This is a genomic window from Gordonia terrae (genome assembly GCF_001698225.1).
Classification (GTDB): domain Bacteria; phylum Actinomycetota; class Actinomycetes; order Mycobacteriales; family Mycobacteriaceae; genus Gordonia; species Gordonia terrae.
Map to the genome: position 1 here is coordinate 5,610,898 of NZ_CP016594.1, position 16,220 is coordinate 5,627,117.

15 protein-coding genes are annotated in these 16,220 nt (G+C 68.6%); 10 read left to right on the forward strand and 5 right to left on the reverse strand.

Features of this window, described 5'->3' with window-relative positions; translation table 11 throughout:
- Nucleotides 1-18: 18 nt before the first annotated feature.
- On the reverse strand, nucleotides 19-1,359 hold the full coding sequence (ggh, locus tag BCM27_RS24885; RefSeq protein ID WP_004021049.1) for a glucosylglycerate hydrolase: 1,341 nt from the start codon (nucleotides 1,357-1,359) through the stop codon (nucleotides 19-21).
- Between the two features lie 85 nt (nucleotides 1,360-1,444).
- Here ggh and BCM27_RS24890 point away from each other — a divergent pair, with 85 nt between their 5' ends.
- Nucleotides 1,445-2,125 carry an SDR family oxidoreductase gene (locus BCM27_RS24890; protein ID WP_004021048.1) on the forward strand — a complete coding sequence of 227 codons (681 nt, stop codon included), beginning with the start codon at nucleotides 1,445-1,447 and terminating at the stop codon, nucleotides 2,123-2,125.
- Between the two features lie 173 nt (nucleotides 2,126-2,298).
- Here the strand turns inward: BCM27_RS24890 and BCM27_RS24895 are convergent, their stop codons facing one another.
- Nucleotides 2,299-2,688, reverse strand: a complete 390-nt coding sequence (locus BCM27_RS24895) for a nuclear transport factor 2 family protein (protein WP_004021047.1) — start codon at nucleotides 2,686-2,688, stop codon at nucleotides 2,299-2,301.
- A gap of 146 nt (nucleotides 2,689-2,834) precedes the next feature.
- Here BCM27_RS24895 and BCM27_RS24900 point away from each other — a divergent pair, with 146 nt between their 5' ends.
- From BCM27_RS24900 to BCM27_RS24925, 6 genes are all read left to right on the forward strand, one after another.
- Nucleotides 2,835-3,977, forward strand: a complete 1,143-nt coding sequence (locus tag BCM27_RS24900; RefSeq protein WP_081487005.1) for a glycerophosphoryl diester phosphodiesterase membrane domain-containing protein — start codon at nucleotides 2,835-2,837, stop codon at nucleotides 3,975-3,977.
- Nucleotides 3,974-4,654: a DUF4129 domain-containing protein gene (locus BCM27_RS24905; protein ID WP_004021044.1), complete on the forward strand. Its 681-nt coding sequence runs from the start codon at nucleotides 3,974-3,976 to the stop codon at nucleotides 4,652-4,654. Before BCM27_RS24900 ends, BCM27_RS24905 begins: the two co-directional genes overlap by 4 nt.
- Nucleotides 4,651-5,946, forward strand: coding sequence for a DUF4350 domain-containing protein (locus BCM27_RS24910; RefSeq protein WP_004021043.1), 1,296 nt, complete (start codon nucleotides 4,651-4,653; stop codon nucleotides 5,944-5,946). Before BCM27_RS24905 ends, BCM27_RS24910 begins: the two co-directional genes overlap by 4 nt.
- Nucleotides 5,943-7,025 carry an AAA family ATPase gene (locus tag BCM27_RS24915; protein WP_004021042.1) on the forward strand — a complete coding sequence of 361 codons (1,083 nt, stop codon included), beginning with the start codon at nucleotides 5,943-5,945 and terminating at the stop codon, nucleotides 7,023-7,025. Before BCM27_RS24910 ends, BCM27_RS24915 begins: the two co-directional genes overlap by 4 nt.
- Nucleotides 7,025-8,317, forward strand: a complete 1,293-nt coding sequence (locus tag BCM27_RS24920) for a DUF58 domain-containing protein (protein ID WP_004021041.1) — start codon at nucleotides 7,025-7,027, stop codon at nucleotides 8,315-8,317. Before BCM27_RS24915 ends, BCM27_RS24920 begins: the two co-directional genes overlap by 1 nt.
- Before the next feature lie 253 nt (nucleotides 8,318-8,570).
- A complete protein-coding gene (locus BCM27_RS24925; RefSeq protein WP_004021040.1) occupies nucleotides 8,571-10,268 on the forward strand; it encodes an HNH endonuclease signature motif containing protein in 1,698 nt (565 codons plus the stop codon).
- A 21-nt stretch (nucleotides 10,269-10,289) separates the two neighbouring features.
- On the opposite strand, the gene BCM27_RS24930 is transcribed toward BCM27_RS24925, so the two are convergent.
- Nucleotides 10,290-10,700, reverse strand: coding sequence for a RidA family protein (locus BCM27_RS24930; protein ID WP_004021039.1), 411 nt, complete (start codon nucleotides 10,698-10,700; stop codon nucleotides 10,290-10,292).
- Nucleotides 10,701-10,781: 81 nt separating this feature from the next.
- Between BCM27_RS24930 and BCM27_RS24935 the strand changes: the two genes are divergently transcribed.
- Nucleotides 10,782-11,165, forward strand: a complete 384-nt coding sequence (locus tag BCM27_RS24935) for a winged helix-turn-helix transcriptional regulator (protein ID WP_004021038.1) — start codon at nucleotides 10,782-10,784, stop codon at nucleotides 11,163-11,165.
- Here BCM27_RS24935 and BCM27_RS24940 read toward each other — a convergent pair.
- Together BCM27_RS24940 and acnA are read right to left on the reverse strand one after the other, a co-directional pair.
- On the reverse strand, nucleotides 11,162-11,455 hold the full coding sequence (locus BCM27_RS24940; protein ID WP_004021037.1) for a hypothetical protein: 294 nt from the start codon (nucleotides 11,453-11,455) through the stop codon (nucleotides 11,162-11,164). The genes BCM27_RS24935 and BCM27_RS24940 overlap by 4 nt on opposite strands.
- Before the next feature lie 78 nt (nucleotides 11,456-11,533).
- Nucleotides 11,534-14,128 (reverse strand): aconitate hydratase AcnA, encoded by a 2,595-nt coding sequence (gene acnA, locus BCM27_RS24945; RefSeq protein ID WP_004021036.1) that lies wholly within the window; start codon nucleotides 14,126-14,128, stop codon nucleotides 11,534-11,536.
- 106 nt (nucleotides 14,129-14,234) lie between these two features.
- On the opposite strand from acnA, the gene BCM27_RS24950 reads away from it, so the two are divergent.
- Both BCM27_RS24950 and BCM27_RS24955 read left to right on the forward strand, forming a co-directional pair.
- Nucleotides 14,235-14,915: a GntR family transcriptional regulator gene (locus BCM27_RS24950; protein WP_004021035.1), complete on the forward strand. Its 681-nt coding sequence runs from the start codon at nucleotides 14,235-14,237 to the stop codon at nucleotides 14,913-14,915.
- A 255-nt stretch (nucleotides 14,916-15,170) separates the two neighbouring features.
- The gene (locus BCM27_RS24955; RefSeq protein WP_004021034.1) at nucleotides 15,171-16,217 is read left to right on the forward strand and encodes a Bug family tripartite tricarboxylate transporter substrate binding protein; all 1,047 of its coding nucleotides are present in this window, start codon (nucleotides 15,171-15,173) and stop codon (nucleotides 16,215-16,217) included.
- Nucleotides 16,218-16,220: the final 3 nt, after the last annotated feature.

Here is a 16,220-nt window from a genome sequence, read left to right on the forward strand (position 1 = left end):
ACGACGCCGCCGCTCGGTTCAGTCCAGCCAATCCAGCACGGACGCCGCAGTCCAGCTCTGCTGCATGCTGCCGAGCGGCTCACCGGTGAACGGTTCGTAGTACTCGGCGAACGTGCCGTCGGTCGCTTGCCGGAGCCCCTCCTCACGCAGGCGTGCCGACCGTTCGGTCCAACCCCGTCGGGCGAATGCCCAACTGAAGAGCCAGGTCATCACCGGCCAGACCGGGCCACGCCAGTACTCGCGGGGACGGAAGTCCGCCGAGATCGGCGACGTCGACGGCGGGACCGCGTAGCGCAGGTCCGGGTGACCGCAGTACCGCGGGCCGTCGAAGAGTCGGAGCAGGGCGCGTTCGCGGTCCCGGGAGAGGCCACCGCACAGCAGCGGCGCGAACACCGCGATCGTCTCGGTGTTGATCCACGAGTTTGCACGCAGGTCGAAATCCCGTGCGGCCCCGTTTCGGTCGTTGGCGGCGGAGACGACCCCGGCCCGGAAACGGTCGGCCCACGCGCGGAGGTCGCGCACATCCGACCGCGGTTTGGAGTAGTCCTCCCCGATGGTGGCCAGCACGTCGCAGGCAACGGCGAAGATGGCGCTGACGAAGACGTCCTCGACCGCGAAGTCCATCACCTTGGGAAGCAGCTCGTCGTCGTAGCCGGCGCGCTTCATCTGTTCGACGAGCCAGATGTACCGGTCGTACTCGAGGTCGGTGGGGCGCATCGACGAATCGTCGACGTGGTCGAGGTCGGCCCGTCGATACGGCGGAAGGTCGAGGCCGGGAACGACATTGGCGTACGCCGAATCCCAGCGGGGCGAATTGTCCATCCCCGACTCCCACCCGTGGAAGATCGTGATCCGACCACGCCCGTTGGGATCCCGAGCGTGCGCCAGCCAGCGATGCCAGCGGACGAGCGAACTCCAGCGCCGGTCGATGAACTCGTTGGCCACGGCGCGGGTGGTGCGTCCATGGCGTCGGGAGTGATCGAGGATCCGCTGCACCGCGATCGCGTGTACGGGCGGCTGGGTGATGCCGGAGGTGTCGGGGAAATCGGGCGCGCACTCGGCCAGTCGGGCGCACTCCCATCGGGCCGGCCCGGGGAAATATCCGTCGCGGCCGTTGGCGAACACGATGTGCGGGATCATGCCGTTGCGCCACTGCGCCGACAGCAGGGTGTCCATCTCGATGACGGCTCGTTCCACCGACAACGGCGCCAGCCCGACCGTGACGAATGCCGCGTCCCAGCTCCACATGTGCGGATACAACTTGGGCGCAGCGCTTGTCATCGTGCCCAGGTCATTGCCTCGGAGCAGGTACGCGGCACGTGCCGAGAGCTGCGTTGGGGTGAATCCGTACCTGGCCACGTCGACGATTGTGCCCCGCGACGTCGGCGTGTGCTCATCGAGCCCGACGCGGCTCCCGGTCGCCGATTCCCAGTAGGGTCGAGGCGTGCCCACCGCGTTGATCACCGGGGCGAGCCGTGGCCTCGGAGCCGAGATCGCCCGCCAGCTCGCGCCCACCCACGACCTTCTCCTGGGCGGACGACCCTCTCCCGAACTCGACCGACTGGCCACCGAACTCGACGGGGCGAGCACCTTCGCCGTCGACCTCACCGACTACGACGAGGTCGAGGCCGCCGTGGAGGCGATCAACGAACTCGACGTACTCGTCCACAACGCCGGAGTGGCCAGCAGCCTCGAGCCGGTCGCGGAGACCCCCGTCGAGGAATGGCAGCACGTCCTCGAGGTGAACCTCGTCGCGGTCGCCGAACTGACGCGGCTGCTCCTGCCCGCGTTGCGAGCGGCCGGCGGCCACGTCGTGTTCATCAACTCGGGCGCGGGACGCCGGGTGAACCCCGGTTGGACCCCCTACGCCGCGAGCAAGTTCGGGGTGCGTGCGCTGGCCGACGGATTGCGGGCCGAGGAACCGACTCTTCGCGTGACGTCTGTCTTCCCCGGGCGCATCGACACCGACATGCAGCGTGACATCGTCGCCATCGAAGGGGACGACTACGACGGGTCGCGGTTCCTGCGTCCCGCGACCGTCGCCCGCGCCGTCGTGCAGGCCGTCTCCACCCCGGCCGACGCCCACCCCGAAGAAATCGTGCTCAGGCCGACCGGGCGGGGGTGACCCTTCCTGAGCGTCCGTATTCTCTGCTCCCTGAGGTGCGAGCGAAGCGAGCCACGAAGGGCCCGCAAGGTGTCTCACCAGGCCCTTCGTGGCTCGTCGCTTGCGCTCCTCGCACCTCAGGGAGCAGAGGGGCCGCCGTTCGCTCGCACCTCAGGGAGCAGAACGGAGCCCGCTCAGAGCTGCTTGAGATCCGACTGCTGCCAGACCGCGCGCATCGTCGACACCTTGCCCTCGGCGTCGAAGACCATGATGTCGACGGGGGTGATCTCGAAGGCAAGTCCGGCGGTCTTGGTGACCAGGGTGAACTCGAAGACGGCGGTGTCGCCGGCGATCTTCTTCCACTTGAGCGTCGCGGTGCGCTCGGCCATCCCGGTGATCACCGAGTAGAACTCGACAAGCTGCTCCCGGGTGTCGCGGATATCCGCGCCGATGGGGTCCTCAACGGTCGCGTCAGCCGCGTACAGGTCGGCGATCTGTTCGGCGGTACCCGAGTTGAGCAGCTCGATGTAGGCATCGACGGCAGCGTCGATCTTCTCGGCGAGCCCGGCTTGTTCCACGGTCATGAATCCTCCAGAAAAGTAGAACGTGTTCTAGTTCGGCACGGTAGCACGGCGTCCGTCAACCGGTGGATGATTCCGGTGCACCGTCGCAGTTGTTTGATACGTTCGCCGCACAGTTCTCCAGCGCGGAAAGGCCGGTGCACTTCTCGATGACCGAGCCGCCGCGCGTCCCGCACCCGCCGTCCGGCGAACCGCCCTGGCAGCCACCCGATGTCTCCGACGAGTGGAGCCCGGTCCCATCTGCCGAGGCGTCGGACCGTCCGCGGACCCGTCCGCCGGCACCGCCGCAGCAGCCGGCGACCGAGCCCGGACCGCAGCCCGCGTGGGGGTCAGCCCAGAGGGGTTCCACGCAGAGGGGTTCCACACATTGGGGTTACGGAGGTTTCACACCGACCGCCCCGTGGGCGGGATGGGGGCCGCCACCGTCGGCATCGGCCGGCGTCCTGCTGCAGCGGATCTTCTCGACGGCAGTCGCGGCACCTCGTGTGTACCTCGGCCTCGTCGGCCTGACCTGGATCGTCGCGGCCGCCCCTCTCGCGCTCGCCACGTTCTGGCTGGTGAACGCCGAGGCCACCTTCGACGATCCGAGCGAATGGGCCTCGACCGTCGCACCGACCGCCGCGTTCGTCGGTGTCATCTTCGCGCAGTGGGTCGTGGTGGCGGGCACGGTCAGCGGCGTTGCCGCCCACTCGGTCACCCGACGTCGCGGCGGGTCGCGTCCGACCCTGGCCGACACGCTGCGCCATGCACGGGGGTCGCTACCCCGGCTGCTGGTGTGGACCGCGCTCCTGGGGCTCGCCATCGCGGCGGCCTTCGCACCTGGCCTCGCGCTGTTCGGCCTGGGCGTGGGCTCCGGCGGGTTCGTCCTGCTCGCCGGGAGCCTCCTCCTCACCGTCGTCGCGCTCATCCCGGTGTCGTGGCTGCTGGTTCGTACGGCCTTCACCGCACCGGCGATCGTGATCGACGGGCTCGCCGTCAGAGACGCGATCGCCCGATCGGGTTCGCTGACGGCGGACCGGTTCTGGCGGACCTTCGGCATCCTGGCGGTCATGCTCGTGCTGGCATGGGTCGCGATGACGACGATGATGTACCCGTTCGATCTGCTGGGATCGGTCGCCGACACGTGGTTCGGCACCTCGGACTCCGGCATCGCGGCGACCGTTCTCTCGGTGATCGGCACCGTGGTCGCATCGATGGTCGTGCAACCGGCGCTGACGGTCGTGCCGGCAGTCCTCTACGACGATGCCGCGTCGGTACCGACAGCGTTTCCCCCGGGACGGGTCGACCGGTGATCGAAATCCTCGCGGCGCCGTTGGATCCCGACAACGAGCAAGCACGCCGGTGGGCCGAGCAGGAACTCTCCGAGTCCGACTACCAACCGCCCGAGCCGTCCTGGCTCGACCGCTTCGGTGAACGTCTCTGGGAGTGGATCGCCGACAACGTCTTCGGCTGGTTCGGCGGCTCCGACACCCTTCGCGCGATCGTCATCGTGCTCGCGATCGGCCTCGTGCTCGGTCTCGTCGTCGCGGTCGTCCGTCACCTCCGCCGTAACCCGCGGCTCCCCCGGACCACCGGCTCGGCGTCCTCCGAGGCGGTGCTGATCGGGCCCGCCCGGTCGGCGGCCGACTTCAGGTCCGACGCCGAGTCCGCCTTCGCCGCAGGCCGGTACGACGCGTGTGTCATCGCCGCCGTACGTGCCGTCGCGCGCCGCGGCATCGAGCGCGAGTTGCTGGCCGACGAGCCGTCACTCACCGCGCACGAGGTGGCTGTCGACCTCGGGCCTCGATTCCCCGCACAGGACGACCGGTTACGAAGGGCGACAGACCTGTTCGACGCCATCGCCTACGGCGACCGGCATGCATCCGCTGAATCGGCCCGCGAGGTACTGGAACTCGAGCAGGCTGTCTCGTCCACCCGGCCGGTCGAGGCCGACGCCTCACGTCCGCACCGCCTGGCGGTGCCCCGTTGACCGGCACCGTGCAGGCGCCACCGGCACCCGGGCCGGTCATGTCGTCACCGCTACGACCGTCCCCGGTCAAGAACCGGACCCCGCCGTGGGTCTGGGTGGTCATCGTCCTGGTGATCCTCGTCGTGGTCGCCGGTGTCGGTCTACTCGGGATCACCGCGCTCACCGGTGTCGGGGGTACCCCCGGGCCCGGGGTCAGCAACGACCCCGACAACGCCCGTCCCACCGGGTCACGCGCGCTCGCGCAGATCCTCGACGACCGCGGGGCCGACCTCCGGCAGGTGCGCGGACTCGACGAGTTCACCGACGCTCCTCGTCCCGGCCGGGGAACAACGGTGGTGGTGAGCTCGACGTCGTCGCTGAATCCCGGTACCACTCAGCAGTTCCGCGAGCGCGTGCGAGACGCCGACCGCGTGATCCTGATCGCGCCGGACAACACTCTGCTGACCGCGCTGGATCTGCCCGTCACCTCCGGTTACGGTGCCGGTCCGGCCGCGGTCGCCGCCGGGTGCCGCACATCCGACATCGACGAGACCGACATCGTCGACTTCACCCCCTTCGGTTACTCACCGACGTCGCCGTCGGCCACCGCCTGCTTCACCTCCGGTGGGGCGTCGAATCTCGTGATCGTGCCGCGGACGGCGGGTCGCCCCGAATTCGTCGTCCTCAGCGGCGAGATGCTCACCAACGAGCAACTCGGGCAACAGGACAACGCGGGCGTTGCGATCCGGGTCTTCGCGAGCTCCGACGAGATTCTCTGGTATGTACCGTTTTTCACCGACCAGGTGGCGTCCGACGAGGACGAGTCCGACATCCCGGCCGCGGTCGGACCGCTGATCGTGCTGGGCGTGTTCGCCGTTCTGGCCCTGATGCTCTGGCGTGGTCGGCGTTTCGGGTCGCTGGTCGCCGAGCCGCTCCCCGCGGTCGTCAGGGCTGTCGAGACCACCCGTGCGCGGGGCCGGATGTATCACCGCGCCGGTGCCGACGCGCGGGCCGCGGGTGCGCTGCGTATCCACACCCTCGGTTCGCTGGCGTCGTATCTCGGTCTGCCGTTCGACGCGGCGAAGGCCACCGACGCACTCTCCCGACCCGACTGGGAGACCGTCGTCGCGCCGACCGAGACCGCGGATCCGTCGGTGTCGGCGATCGTCATCGCCGTGGCCGGGGCGACACACCGCGACCTCGCCGAGGTCCGTGCGCTGCTCGCCGGTCCGCTCCCCACCACCGATACCCAGCTCGTCCACTTCACCGCCGAACTGACCGTCCTCGAGAAGGAAGTCCGACACACACCATGACCGTCGACCCATCCCGCAACCCCGGCCCCGGTCCGTACGCCCCGGCCGGACCCCCATCGTCGGACCCCTTTGCGAAAGCGTCCGCCGGGCCGCCGCCGGAGAACGCGCACCACCGGCCGGGCGGACCGCCGAACCGCGCACGCGATGCGCTCGGGGCCGTGCGCGGCGAGGTTGCGAAGGCCGTCGTCGGGCAGGACCCGGCAGTGGCAGGCATCTTGATCGCGCTGCTCTGCCGCGGGCACATCCTCCTCGAGGGCGTTCCCGGCGTCGCCAAGACGCTGCTCGTCCGGTCGGTGGCCGCCGCACTCGACGTCGAGACCAAACGCGTGCAGTTCACCCCGGACCTCATGCCCGGCGATGTCACCGGATCGCTCGTGTTCGATTCCGCCAGCTCGGAGTTCACGTTCCGGGAGGGGCCCGTGTTCACCAATCTCCTGCTGGCCGACGAGATCAACCGCACCCCGCCGAAAACGCAGGCATCCCTGCTGGAGGCGATGGAGGAGCGGCAGGTCACCGTCGACGGCGACCCACGCCCGCTACCGAGCCCGTTCCTCGTCGCGGCGACACAGAACCCGGTCGAGTACGAGGGCACCTACCCGCTGCCCGAAGCCCAGCTCGACCGTTTTCTGCTGAAGGTCACGTTGCCTCTGCCCCCTCGCGATGACGAGATCACCGTGTTGACGCGACACGCGTCCGGATTCGATCCGCGAAACCTGGCCGCCGCGGGACTCCGACCGGTCGCCTCGGCCGCCGACGTGGAGGCCGGCGCCGAGCAGGTCCGCCGGGTGACGGTCGCGCCGCAGGTCACCGCCTACATCGTCGACATCGCCCGGGCCACCCGGTTCTCCCCGTCGCTGGCACTGGGCGTCAGCCCGCGCGGCGCCACCGCCCTGCTGGGCACGAGCCGCGCATGGGCGTGGCTGAACGGTCGCGACTTCGTGACGCCCGACGACGTGCAGGCGCTCGCGCAGTCCACGCTGGCGCACCGCCTGTCGTTGCGGCCGGAAGCCGAGCTCGAAGGCGTGTCGGTGGGTTCGGTGCTCGACGCGGCGATCAACTCGGTGCCCGTCCCCCGCTGATGTTCCTCACCGGCCGCTTGCTGATTGTGGTGCTGCTCGGCGCAGTGCCTATCCTGATCTGGCCGAATTACGCTGTCCCCGTGCTGTGGGCGCTGTTCTGCGTCCTGCTCGTCTGCCTCGACATCGCGATGGCGGGATCCACGAAGACGATCACCATGTCGCGGTCGTCGCCCGGTCCTCTCCGGCTCGGCCAGAGCACGACGTGTTCGATCGCAGTCACCAATCACGGTTCGACGACCTTCCGTGGCGTCCTGCGCGACAGCTGGCAGCCCTCGGCCGGCGCGTCGGGGAACACGCATCCCGTGGCGGTCCCGCGCGCGGAGACTCGTTCGGTGGCAACGACTCTGACCCCCACCAGGCGCGGTGATCGGCTGGCGGTCCGGGTCGTCATTCGTCGGGTGGGTCCGCTCGGCCTCGCCGGACGCCAGCGGTCCGTGCCGCTGCCGGGGCGGGTCCGTGCACTCCCGCCGTTCGACTCGCGGCGGTTGCTGCCGTCGCGGCTGGCCCATCTCCGTCAGCTCGACGGCAGGTCAGCGGTGCGGGTACGCGGACAGGGCACCGAATTCGACTCGCTGCGTGACTATGTCGAGGGCGACGACGTCCGTAGCATCGACTGGCGCGCGACCGCCCGGCGTCGCTCGACGGTGGTCCGCACGTGGCAACCGGAGAAGGATCGGCACATCGTCATCGTCCTGGACACCTCTCGGACGTCGGCGGGGCGTGTGGGCGACACCCCGCGCCTCGACGCGGCCATGGACGCCGCTTTGCTCTTGGCCGCGCTCGCGTCGCACGCCGGCGACCGGGTCGATCTCATCGCCGGTGACCGCCGGGTCCACCGACGCGTGGTCGGCGTCGGCCGCACGATGTTGCTGAACAGCCTCGTCACCGCGATGGCAGATCTCGAACCCGCTCTGCTGGAGGCGGATTGGCCTTTGCTCGGGGCCGAGGTAGCCAAGATCGGGCGACAGCGCGCGCTACTTGTCCTGCTCACGCCTCTCGAACCCGCGGCCGTCGAGGAGTCGCTGCTGCCCCCGCTGGCGGTACTGGCGCAGCGGTACAAGGTCATCATCGGCTCCGTCGCCGACCCCGCGCTCGACGCCATGCTCACCGAGCGCGCCGACGCCGCCGAGATCTACGACGCCGCGGCCGCGGCACGCACGCTCACCCTGCGGGACCGCACCGCCACCGCGGTGAGCCGGCTCGGCGTCGACGTGGTGGACGCGGCGCCCGACAAGCTCCCGGCGAAGCTCGCCGACCACTATCTGCTGCTCAAATCACGCGGATTGCTCTGAGCCACCCCGACGGTCGACCCGGCAGCGCCCCCTCCCGCCGCCCACCCCCCGCTGGTTGAGCCGGCGCCACCCCTCCGCTGGTCGAGCCGGCACCTAGCGAAGCCGCCGGGCCGAGCAAGCGACGAAGGAGCGCGTCGAGGTCGAGGCGCCGAGTCGAAACCACCTCGCAACCAAACCACCCTTCTCTCAACCACTCCCGGCATCGACCGCGTTTGTCGGTGGGGTGGTTTACCTTGGTGGGCAGAGGGCCGGGATGGGGACCGGTCCGCGAGAGTCCGGGGTCATCGTGCGGGTGTGGACCGATCTACCGAGCGAGTTCCTCGCCGGGATCGAACCTGCCTACGTCGACGAAGACGACATGGTCACCCTCACGAACGGGCTGTCCGCCACCCACCGGGGCCAGTCCTATCTCGCCTGGAGTCGCTACCAGACGGTCGCGGTCATGTACGACCGGCTCGTCGCCGCCCGCGAGCACACCGATGCGTTCGTGATGGACGGCTACGCCGACTGCGCCGCCCGCATCGCCCGCCAGTCCACCATCTCGCGGCGCCGCGCCGAGATACTGATCGACGAAGCCCTCGCCCTGCGAGATCGGCTCCCCGAGGTCGCGACCACCCTGCGCGACGGGATCCTCAGCGAGGACCAGATCCGCCTGATCATCTCGCGGACCGACCTCATACCCAGCGACAGTTCCATCGCCCCGATCATCGACGCCCAGATCGCGAAGACCATCCGAAGCCGACGAGGCGCGTGGGATCGTGCACGGCTGCGGGACATGGTCGACCGACTCGTCTTCCGCCACGACCCCGACCTCGTCCGGGAACGACGCCGCGATGCTCTCGAGTCCCGCGGGGTGTGGACCGACAACTTCCACGACGGCGTCGGCGAGATCACCGCCGTCATGTCCGCCGAGAACATCCGCATCTCCGCCAAAGCGGTACGGATACTGGCCGATTCGGTGTGCGGGCACGACGGCCGCCTCCTGGGTGTCCGAACCTCCGACGCCATGTTCGCCCTCCTCACCCGAACAGCCTTCGAGTGCCAGTGCGACCGCGACGACTGCACAGCCACCATCCCCGACCCCGACGCTCTCGTCGCCGCTCTGCGCACCGAGGTCGTCATCCATGTCGTCACCGACGCCGCCACCCTCGCCGGCGCCACCGGACCCGGATTCCTCGACGGATACGGCGTCATCTCCGACGAGCATGTCCGCGACCTCGCCGCGCGTGCAGACGCCACCCTCACACCCGTCACACCATCCCGGACGCGGCCGATACCCGCAGCGGCCGAATCGGTTTCCGGACCCAGCACCGACGACCCCGACCACACCGGCGCACCGCGCACCACGCACCGCGACGCACCGGCCGCGTCGTCAGATCCCGAAGTCGCGGTGATCTACCCGGGTTCACAGCCGGCCGACCCCTACCGGCCCACGACGGCGTGTGCCGACTTCGTTCGCGTGCGCGACGGTTACTGCACTGAACCGGGCTGTGAACGTTCGGCTTTCGACTGCGACCTCGACCACGTCACCGAGTACGACCACACCCATCCCGCGCACGGCGGTCCGACCTCGAGTGACAACCTCAACGCGAAATGCCGCCCGAGCCATCTCCTCAAAACTCACGGCGACTGGGTCGACGATCAGTACCGCGACGCCGACGGACGCCTGCACACCGCATACACCACACCTGAAGGCGTCACCATCGACGGCGACGCCGAAACCCTCGAAGACCTGTTCCCGAACCTGCGCCGCATCCGGTTCGAGCAAGCCGCACAGGCACCGCCCTCACCCCACACGATCGTGCCCGAGGACAACCCGCGGCGCACCACCACCCGACTGGAGGCGAAACTGGCCCGTCGGCGGGCCGAACGTGCCCGCAACAAGAAGCAGCGCGAAGCCGAAGAAGCCGCCGAACGTCAGGACTTCCGGGACAACCCACCACCGTTCTGACATCGCCCTTCCGCGCCGGCATCAGTCGAGGATTGCGGTGGCCTCGACTTCGACGAGCACGTCTGGTTCGAAGAGGTAGTCGACACCGATCAACGAAGCGGGCGGCATCGGAGACGGCAACCCGATGTCCGTCGCGACGCGCTCGACACCGGCCATGAAGTCGGCGATCTTCTCGGGCGCCCAGTCGGTCACATAGAACGTCAGCCGGAGAACATCGTCGAAAGACGCTCCCGCCCCGGCCAGTCCGGTCGCGGTGTTCCGCAACGCCTGCGCGACCTGGCCCGCCAGGTCACCCGGCGCCACGGGCGTTCCGTCGGCAATGCGGGCGATCTGGCCACTGACGTGCACGTGACGCGTCCCCGTGCCCACGGCAACGTGGTGGTAAGGCGTCGGTTGTGTCATGCCCTCCGGGGTCGAATATGCAACTGCCATGGCGTTCTCCTTCGAGTGGATCCAATCAGGTATATCGTTGATACCTGGTTGTCAAAGGACACTTCAAGGAGACGTGGTTTCATGACCAATACCGGTGGGCATGCCGCCGACCTTGCGATCAGCGCACCGCATCGAGAGCTGCTGGATCAGGTGCTCGACAAGTGGTCGTTGGCGGTGTTGAACGAGCTCTGTGAACAACCGAGTCGCTTCAACGCTTTACGGCGCGCCATCCCGACGGTCACGCAGAAGTCGCTGACCGCGACCCTGCGCAAGCTCGAGCGCAACGGCATCGTCGAACGGGTTCTGCTGAGCTCGCGCCCGGTTGCGGTCGAGTACCGGATCACCCCGCTGGGCAAGACGCTTCGTCCGCCGATCGATGCGGTCGTCGGGTGGGCGACGGCACACATGCCCGACATCGAACGTGCCCGGGAGGCCTTCGATTCCGCCGAGGACGACCAGACCTAGACCGCCACCGCAGGGATGTCCGCTGCGTAGCGGATGACCGAATCGACCCGGCCGAAACGGCGTTCGATGATCACGATCGCCTCGGCGAGCTGGTTCGGGTCGTCGACGTCGGCGACGAGGGCCGCGGTGTGCCCGTTGTTGCCGAGCATGAACGGAAGGACCGCGGAGTACTGGCTGCTGACGACGGCCAACGGGATGTCGCGACGGAACAGGTCGTAGGCGTGGTCGATCGCAGCGGGGTTCTCGAGGACGACCAGTGGGACTGAGGTGACGTGCTTGTTCTTTCTCATGATCCGAGAGTGAACCCGCAGGTTATGAGGCGGTTGACGGATCACTGTGAGTTCGCTGGCAGCTGCCGGCCGACGAGGTCACCTGCCGAGTTGCTCGTCCAGAATGCTGGGGATGACCCCGCCGCGTCGGAGCAGGCGGCGGTCCAGGTCGGTCTCCGCGGCAACCCCGGCGTCGAAGCGCAGCTCGCTCCCGTCGGCCCGGTGGACTACGACCGCCACCGTCCCGCGGTCGACGGTATCGGCGGTGCCGACTATGTGCAACCGGTCTCCCGGCCGGAGGTCCTGCAGGCCGCCGTCGACGTCAGCGGGGATGAGCAACGGCAGGACGCCGACGCCGATCAGATTGGACCGGTGGATGCGTTCGAAACTGCGCGCGAGCACGGCCCGCACTCCGAGTAGACGCACGAGCTTCGCCGCCCAGTCGCGCGAGCTGCCCATGCCGTACCGTTCCCCGGCCACGATCACCACCGCGTCGCCGTCCTGCGCGTACCGGTCGGCGGCCTCCGGAAGGGTCATGACCTCGCCGGTGGGTGCGTGCACGGTGTGCGCGGGACCCGCATCCGGGGCGAGCGCGTTGCGGACATTCTTGTTCTGAAAACCGCCCCGCAACATGGCTTCCCAGTTGCCGCGTCGGGACGCGTAGACGTTGAGATCGCCCGGGGCCGCACCCCGCTCCACGAGGTATCGCCCGGTCGGACTCTCGACGTGGATCGCCCCCGCCGGCGAGATGTGGTCGGTGGTGATGTCGTCGCCGAGGACGAGCAGCGGGTGGGCGTCGTAGTCGCCCAGCATGCTGCGCGCGAAATCGTCATCGGCGAACGGGGGACGCCGCAGCGCCGTCGACGACGGGTCCCAGGGAAAGAGCGGCTCATCCGGTACATCGAGTGCGTCCCACGCGGGATTGCGCGACGCCGAGACGAAGTCACCGACGACATCGCGCGGCCGCCGCGACGACTCCGTGAGGGCGTCGATCTCTTGAGGACTGGGCCACAGATCGGCGAGCATCACGGCCCGTCCGTCGGCGTCGACCCCGATCGGTTCGGCGGTGGGGTCGATGGCCGCATCACCGGCGAGCGCGAAGACGATCACCATCGGCGGTGACATCAGCAGTCCCAGTTCGAGGTCCGGGTGGACGCGGCCGGGGAAGTTGCGGTTGCCGCTGAGTGCGGCAACCGGTTTGCGTGTTCCGTCAGCGGCCACCTCGGCGATCTCACGAGGTAGTCCACCCGAATTGCCGATACACGTCGCACAACCGAATCCGACGATGTCGAATCCGACGGCGGACAGGTCGTCGACGAGACCGGCTCGCTCGAGCACGCCGGCAGCCGAGGGCGAACCCGGCGCGAGGGAGGTCTTCACATACGGCGGCACCCGCATCCCTCGCTCCCGTGCACGGCGGGCGACCAGGCCCGCGGCGACGAGGAGGCGCGGGTCGGAGGTGTTGGTACAGCTCGTGATCGACGCGATGGCGATGGGGAAGGCGGGCATGTCGATGTCGTCGTCGCACGGAGAAGGCGCCTCGGCGCGGAAGGTCGCCGGCAGATCGGTGAGCGGCACGAGATCCTGCGGACGGCGCGGGCCGGCCACCGAGGGGACCACGGCGCTCAGGTCGATGTCGATCGTGCGGGTGAAACGCGGCACGGCGTCGGGGTCGAACCAGAGTCCGAGACGTCGTGTGACCGACTCGACGAGGTCGCAGTGTTCCACCGAACGCCCGGTGTCGGCCAGATAGTCGAGGGTCCGTGCGTCGACGGGGAAGAACCCGGTGGTGGCACCGTATTCCGGCGCCATGTTGGCGATCACCGCCCGCTCGCCCACCGTCAGCGCCGATACGCCCGGCCCGAAGAACTCGACGAATTCACCCGTGACCCCGATGTCGCGCAGACGGTGGGTAACCACCAGCGCGAGATCCGTGGCGAGCACGCCCGCGGGCAACGCACCGGTGAGGCGCACACCGACCACCTCGGGGACCCGCAGGGTGGTCGGCATGCCGAACATCACCGTCTCGGCTTCCAATCCGCCTATGCCCCAGCCCAGTACACCCAGACCGTTGATCATGGGCGTATGACTGTCGGTGCCGAGCATCATGTCGGGGACCGCGTGATCGACGCCGTCGACCGCCTCCACTGTCACCACGGTGGCGAGCTGTTCGAGATTGATCGTGTGCATGATCCCGGTGCCCGGCGGGTTGATGTGCACGGTGTCCATGGTCTTCGACGCCCAGGACAGAAAGCGATACCGTTCCGCGTTGCGGCGCATGTCGTGGGCCAGGTTGACGACGGCGGCATCGCGGCGCCCGAACGACTCGACCGCAAGCGAATGATCCACCGAAACCTCCACCGGCAGGCGCGGGCTCAACGCCGTCGGATCCCCACCGCGGGCGGCGACCGCGTCCCGCATCGCGGCGATGTCGACGAGGGCGGGCGTGCTGGTGGTGTCGTGCATCAGCAACCGACCCGGTGCATACGGGATCTCGGCGTCGCTGCTGCCGGTCTCGAGCCACCGCGCCATGTCACGCAGGGCTCGGTCGCGCGTGTCGGGGTCGGCTCGGCGGGTCACGTTCTCGGCGAGCAGGCGGATCACCGTGGGCCACTGCCGGTACACATCGACGTCGACTCGCTGCTCGACGTCGACCACCGGCAGCTCGGACCCGCACTGCTCTGATCTGCTCATTCGCTCATCATAGATTATAACCTATAACTTGCACCACCGGTGCTAGTATCTCCGCGTCCGGGAGCGCCGGACCCCGACGCCCACGACCACCACCCGGAGGCCCGCCATGACGACACCCGGCGGGATGTTCACCAAGAACGACTACGCATACGCCGAACTCCAGAGACGCATTCTCACCGGCGTCCTCCCGGCCGGCGCGGTGATCCCCCAGGCAAAACTCGCGGCCGAGATCGGCGTCAGCACCACGCCCCTCCGTGAGGCGATCCGTCGCCTGTCCGCCGAGGGCATGGTCGAACTCGAGGCCCACCGGGATGCTCGGGTGACCCCCGTGTCGGCCGACGAGGCACGTCACCTTTACCAGGTGCGCGAGAATCTCGATCCACTCGCGGCGGCGCTCGCCGCGCAGACGCGGACAGCGTCCGACATCGCGGCCATCAGCGCGGCCTTCGATCGCCTGTCGCCCATCGCCAGCGCATCCGATCTCGATGCCCTTGTCCGACACCGGGAATTCCACCGCACGGTGTACCGCGCATCGGGCAACCCCGTCCTGATCGACATCCTCGAACGACTCTGGGACAAAGCAGACCGCTACCGGGTCATCGGCCTCTCCCACCGCGGCGACTCCCCCGAAGACCGGTCGCGGGTCACCGCCGAGCACCGGGCGATCATGGAGGCCGTCGCCGACGGCGACGCCGACCGAGCGAACGCGGTCATGCGCGAGCACATCGGCAACAGCCTGGGGCGTCGCGCGATCGATGCGCTCGCCGAGGATTCCGCAACCGCCTGACAGCCCACATCTGCACTTTGTGCGATGTGGCCCGCGTCACGGTCATAGGTTATAATCTATAACCAGCACACAAGGCTAAGCGCGCGAAAAGCGCAAAACGATACTTATGCGCCTAAGCGTGACCGTGATGCCGGTTACACCAACACTCCTGATGTGACCACCGACGTGGTTGCCTCACATCCGACCCAGAATCGAGAAGGCGATGTTGGCACTACTCGGCCTCGGCGACCGACCCCGAATGGAAACGAGCAACGCATGACCTCACCACCTCCCGGTGCCGACGAACCGGCCGAGACACCGTCGGCACCGTCCACTCCGAGGCGTCTGCCCGCCCTCGTCAAGGCGCTCGGTGCCCTGGTCGCCGTCGCGATCGTCGCCGTCGGGGTCATCGACGCGGCCGGGAGTGAGGGTGGGGCCGACGCACGTTCTCAGCTGACCCTGATCGCTCCCGCCGCCGCCGGCGGAGGGTGGGACGGCGCGGCGCGCGAGATGCAGCAGGCGATGCGAGCCCAGAACATCGTCAACAACTCGCAGGTCGTCAACATCCCCGGCGCCGGCGGCACCATCGGGCTCAGTCAGTTCGCCGGAATGACCGGGGACGCCACCACGATCATGGTCATGGGCATCACGATGCTGGGCGCGATCAACATCAACGGGTCCGATGTGGATCTCGGCGACGTCACCCCGATCGCTCGCCTCGCCGATGACTACGACGTGGTCGTCGTACCTGCGGATTCGCCGATCACCAGCGTCGACGAGCTGATGGCCGCGTGGAAGAAGGACCCGAAGGGTTTCACGTTCGGCGGCGGATCGCTGGGCAGCGTCGATCAGATGATCATCAGCCAGATGGCCCGCGAGAACGGCATGGACCCCGCTGCGGTCAATTACATCGCCTATTCCGGGGGCGGCGAGCTGGCGACGTCGCTCATGTCCGGGACGATCAAGGCCTCGGTCAGCGGTTACGAGGACTTCGTCGACCAGATCACCGCCGGAAACCTCCGCGCGCTGGCGATCTCGGCTCCCGCCCCGGTCCCGGCCATCGACCTGCCGACCCTGTCCGAACTGGGCTACGACGTCGCCCTCACCAACTGGCGGGGAGTGGTTGCGCCGCCGGGCATCACCGATGACCAGCGCACCGAACTCGAGGCGATCGTCACCGAGGTCGTCGAGTCACCCGAGTGGCGAGATGCGTTGCAGCGCAACAACTGGTCCGACACGTTCACCCCGGGGAACGGATTCACCGAGGTCATCGACCAGCAGTCGGAGTTCGTCCGCGGCATCTGGGCCGATCTCGGGTACTGACCG

Bases quoted from the DNA above. Each gene is read 5' to 3' on its own strand.
- BCM27_RS24930 (WP_004021039.1), bottom strand. From the start codon at position 10,700: ATGGCAGTTGCATATTCGACCCCGGAGGGCATGACACAACCGACGCCT.
- BCM27_RS24895 (WP_004021047.1), bottom strand. From the start codon at position 2,688: ATGACCGTGGAACAAGCCGGGCTCGCCGAGAAGATCGACGCTGCCGTC.
- BCM27_RS24900 (WP_081487005.1), top strand. From the start codon at position 2,835: ATGACCGAGCCGCCGCGCGTCCCGCACCCGCCGTCCGGCGAACCGCCC.
- BCM27_RS24935 (WP_004021038.1), top strand. From the start codon at position 10,782: ATGACCAATACCGGTGGGCATGCCGCCGACCTTGCGATCAGCGCACCG.
- BCM27_RS24915 (WP_004021042.1), top strand. From the start codon at position 5,943: ATGACCGTCGACCCATCCCGCAACCCCGGCCCCGGTCCGTACGCCCCG.
- BCM27_RS24920 (WP_004021041.1), top strand. From the start codon at position 7,025: ATGTTCCTCACCGGCCGCTTGCTGATTGTGGTGCTGCTCGGCGCAGTG.
- BCM27_RS24940 (WP_004021037.1), bottom strand. From the start codon at position 11,455: ATGAGAAAGAACAAGCACGTCACCTCAGTCCCACTGGTCGTCCTCGAG.
- BCM27_RS24925 (WP_004021040.1), top strand. From the start codon at position 8,571: ATGGGGACCGGTCCGCGAGAGTCCGGGGTCATCGTGCGGGTGTGGACC.
- BCM27_RS24950 (WP_004021035.1), top strand. From the start codon at position 14,235: ATGACGACACCCGGCGGGATGTTCACCAAGAACGACTACGCATACGCC.
- BCM27_RS24955 (WP_004021034.1), top strand. From the start codon at position 15,171: ATGACCTCACCACCTCCCGGTGCCGACGAACCGGCCGAGACACCGTCG.
- acnA (WP_004021036.1), bottom strand. From the start codon at position 14,128: ATGAGCAGATCAGAGCAGTGCGGGTCCGAGCTGCCGGTGGTCGACGTC.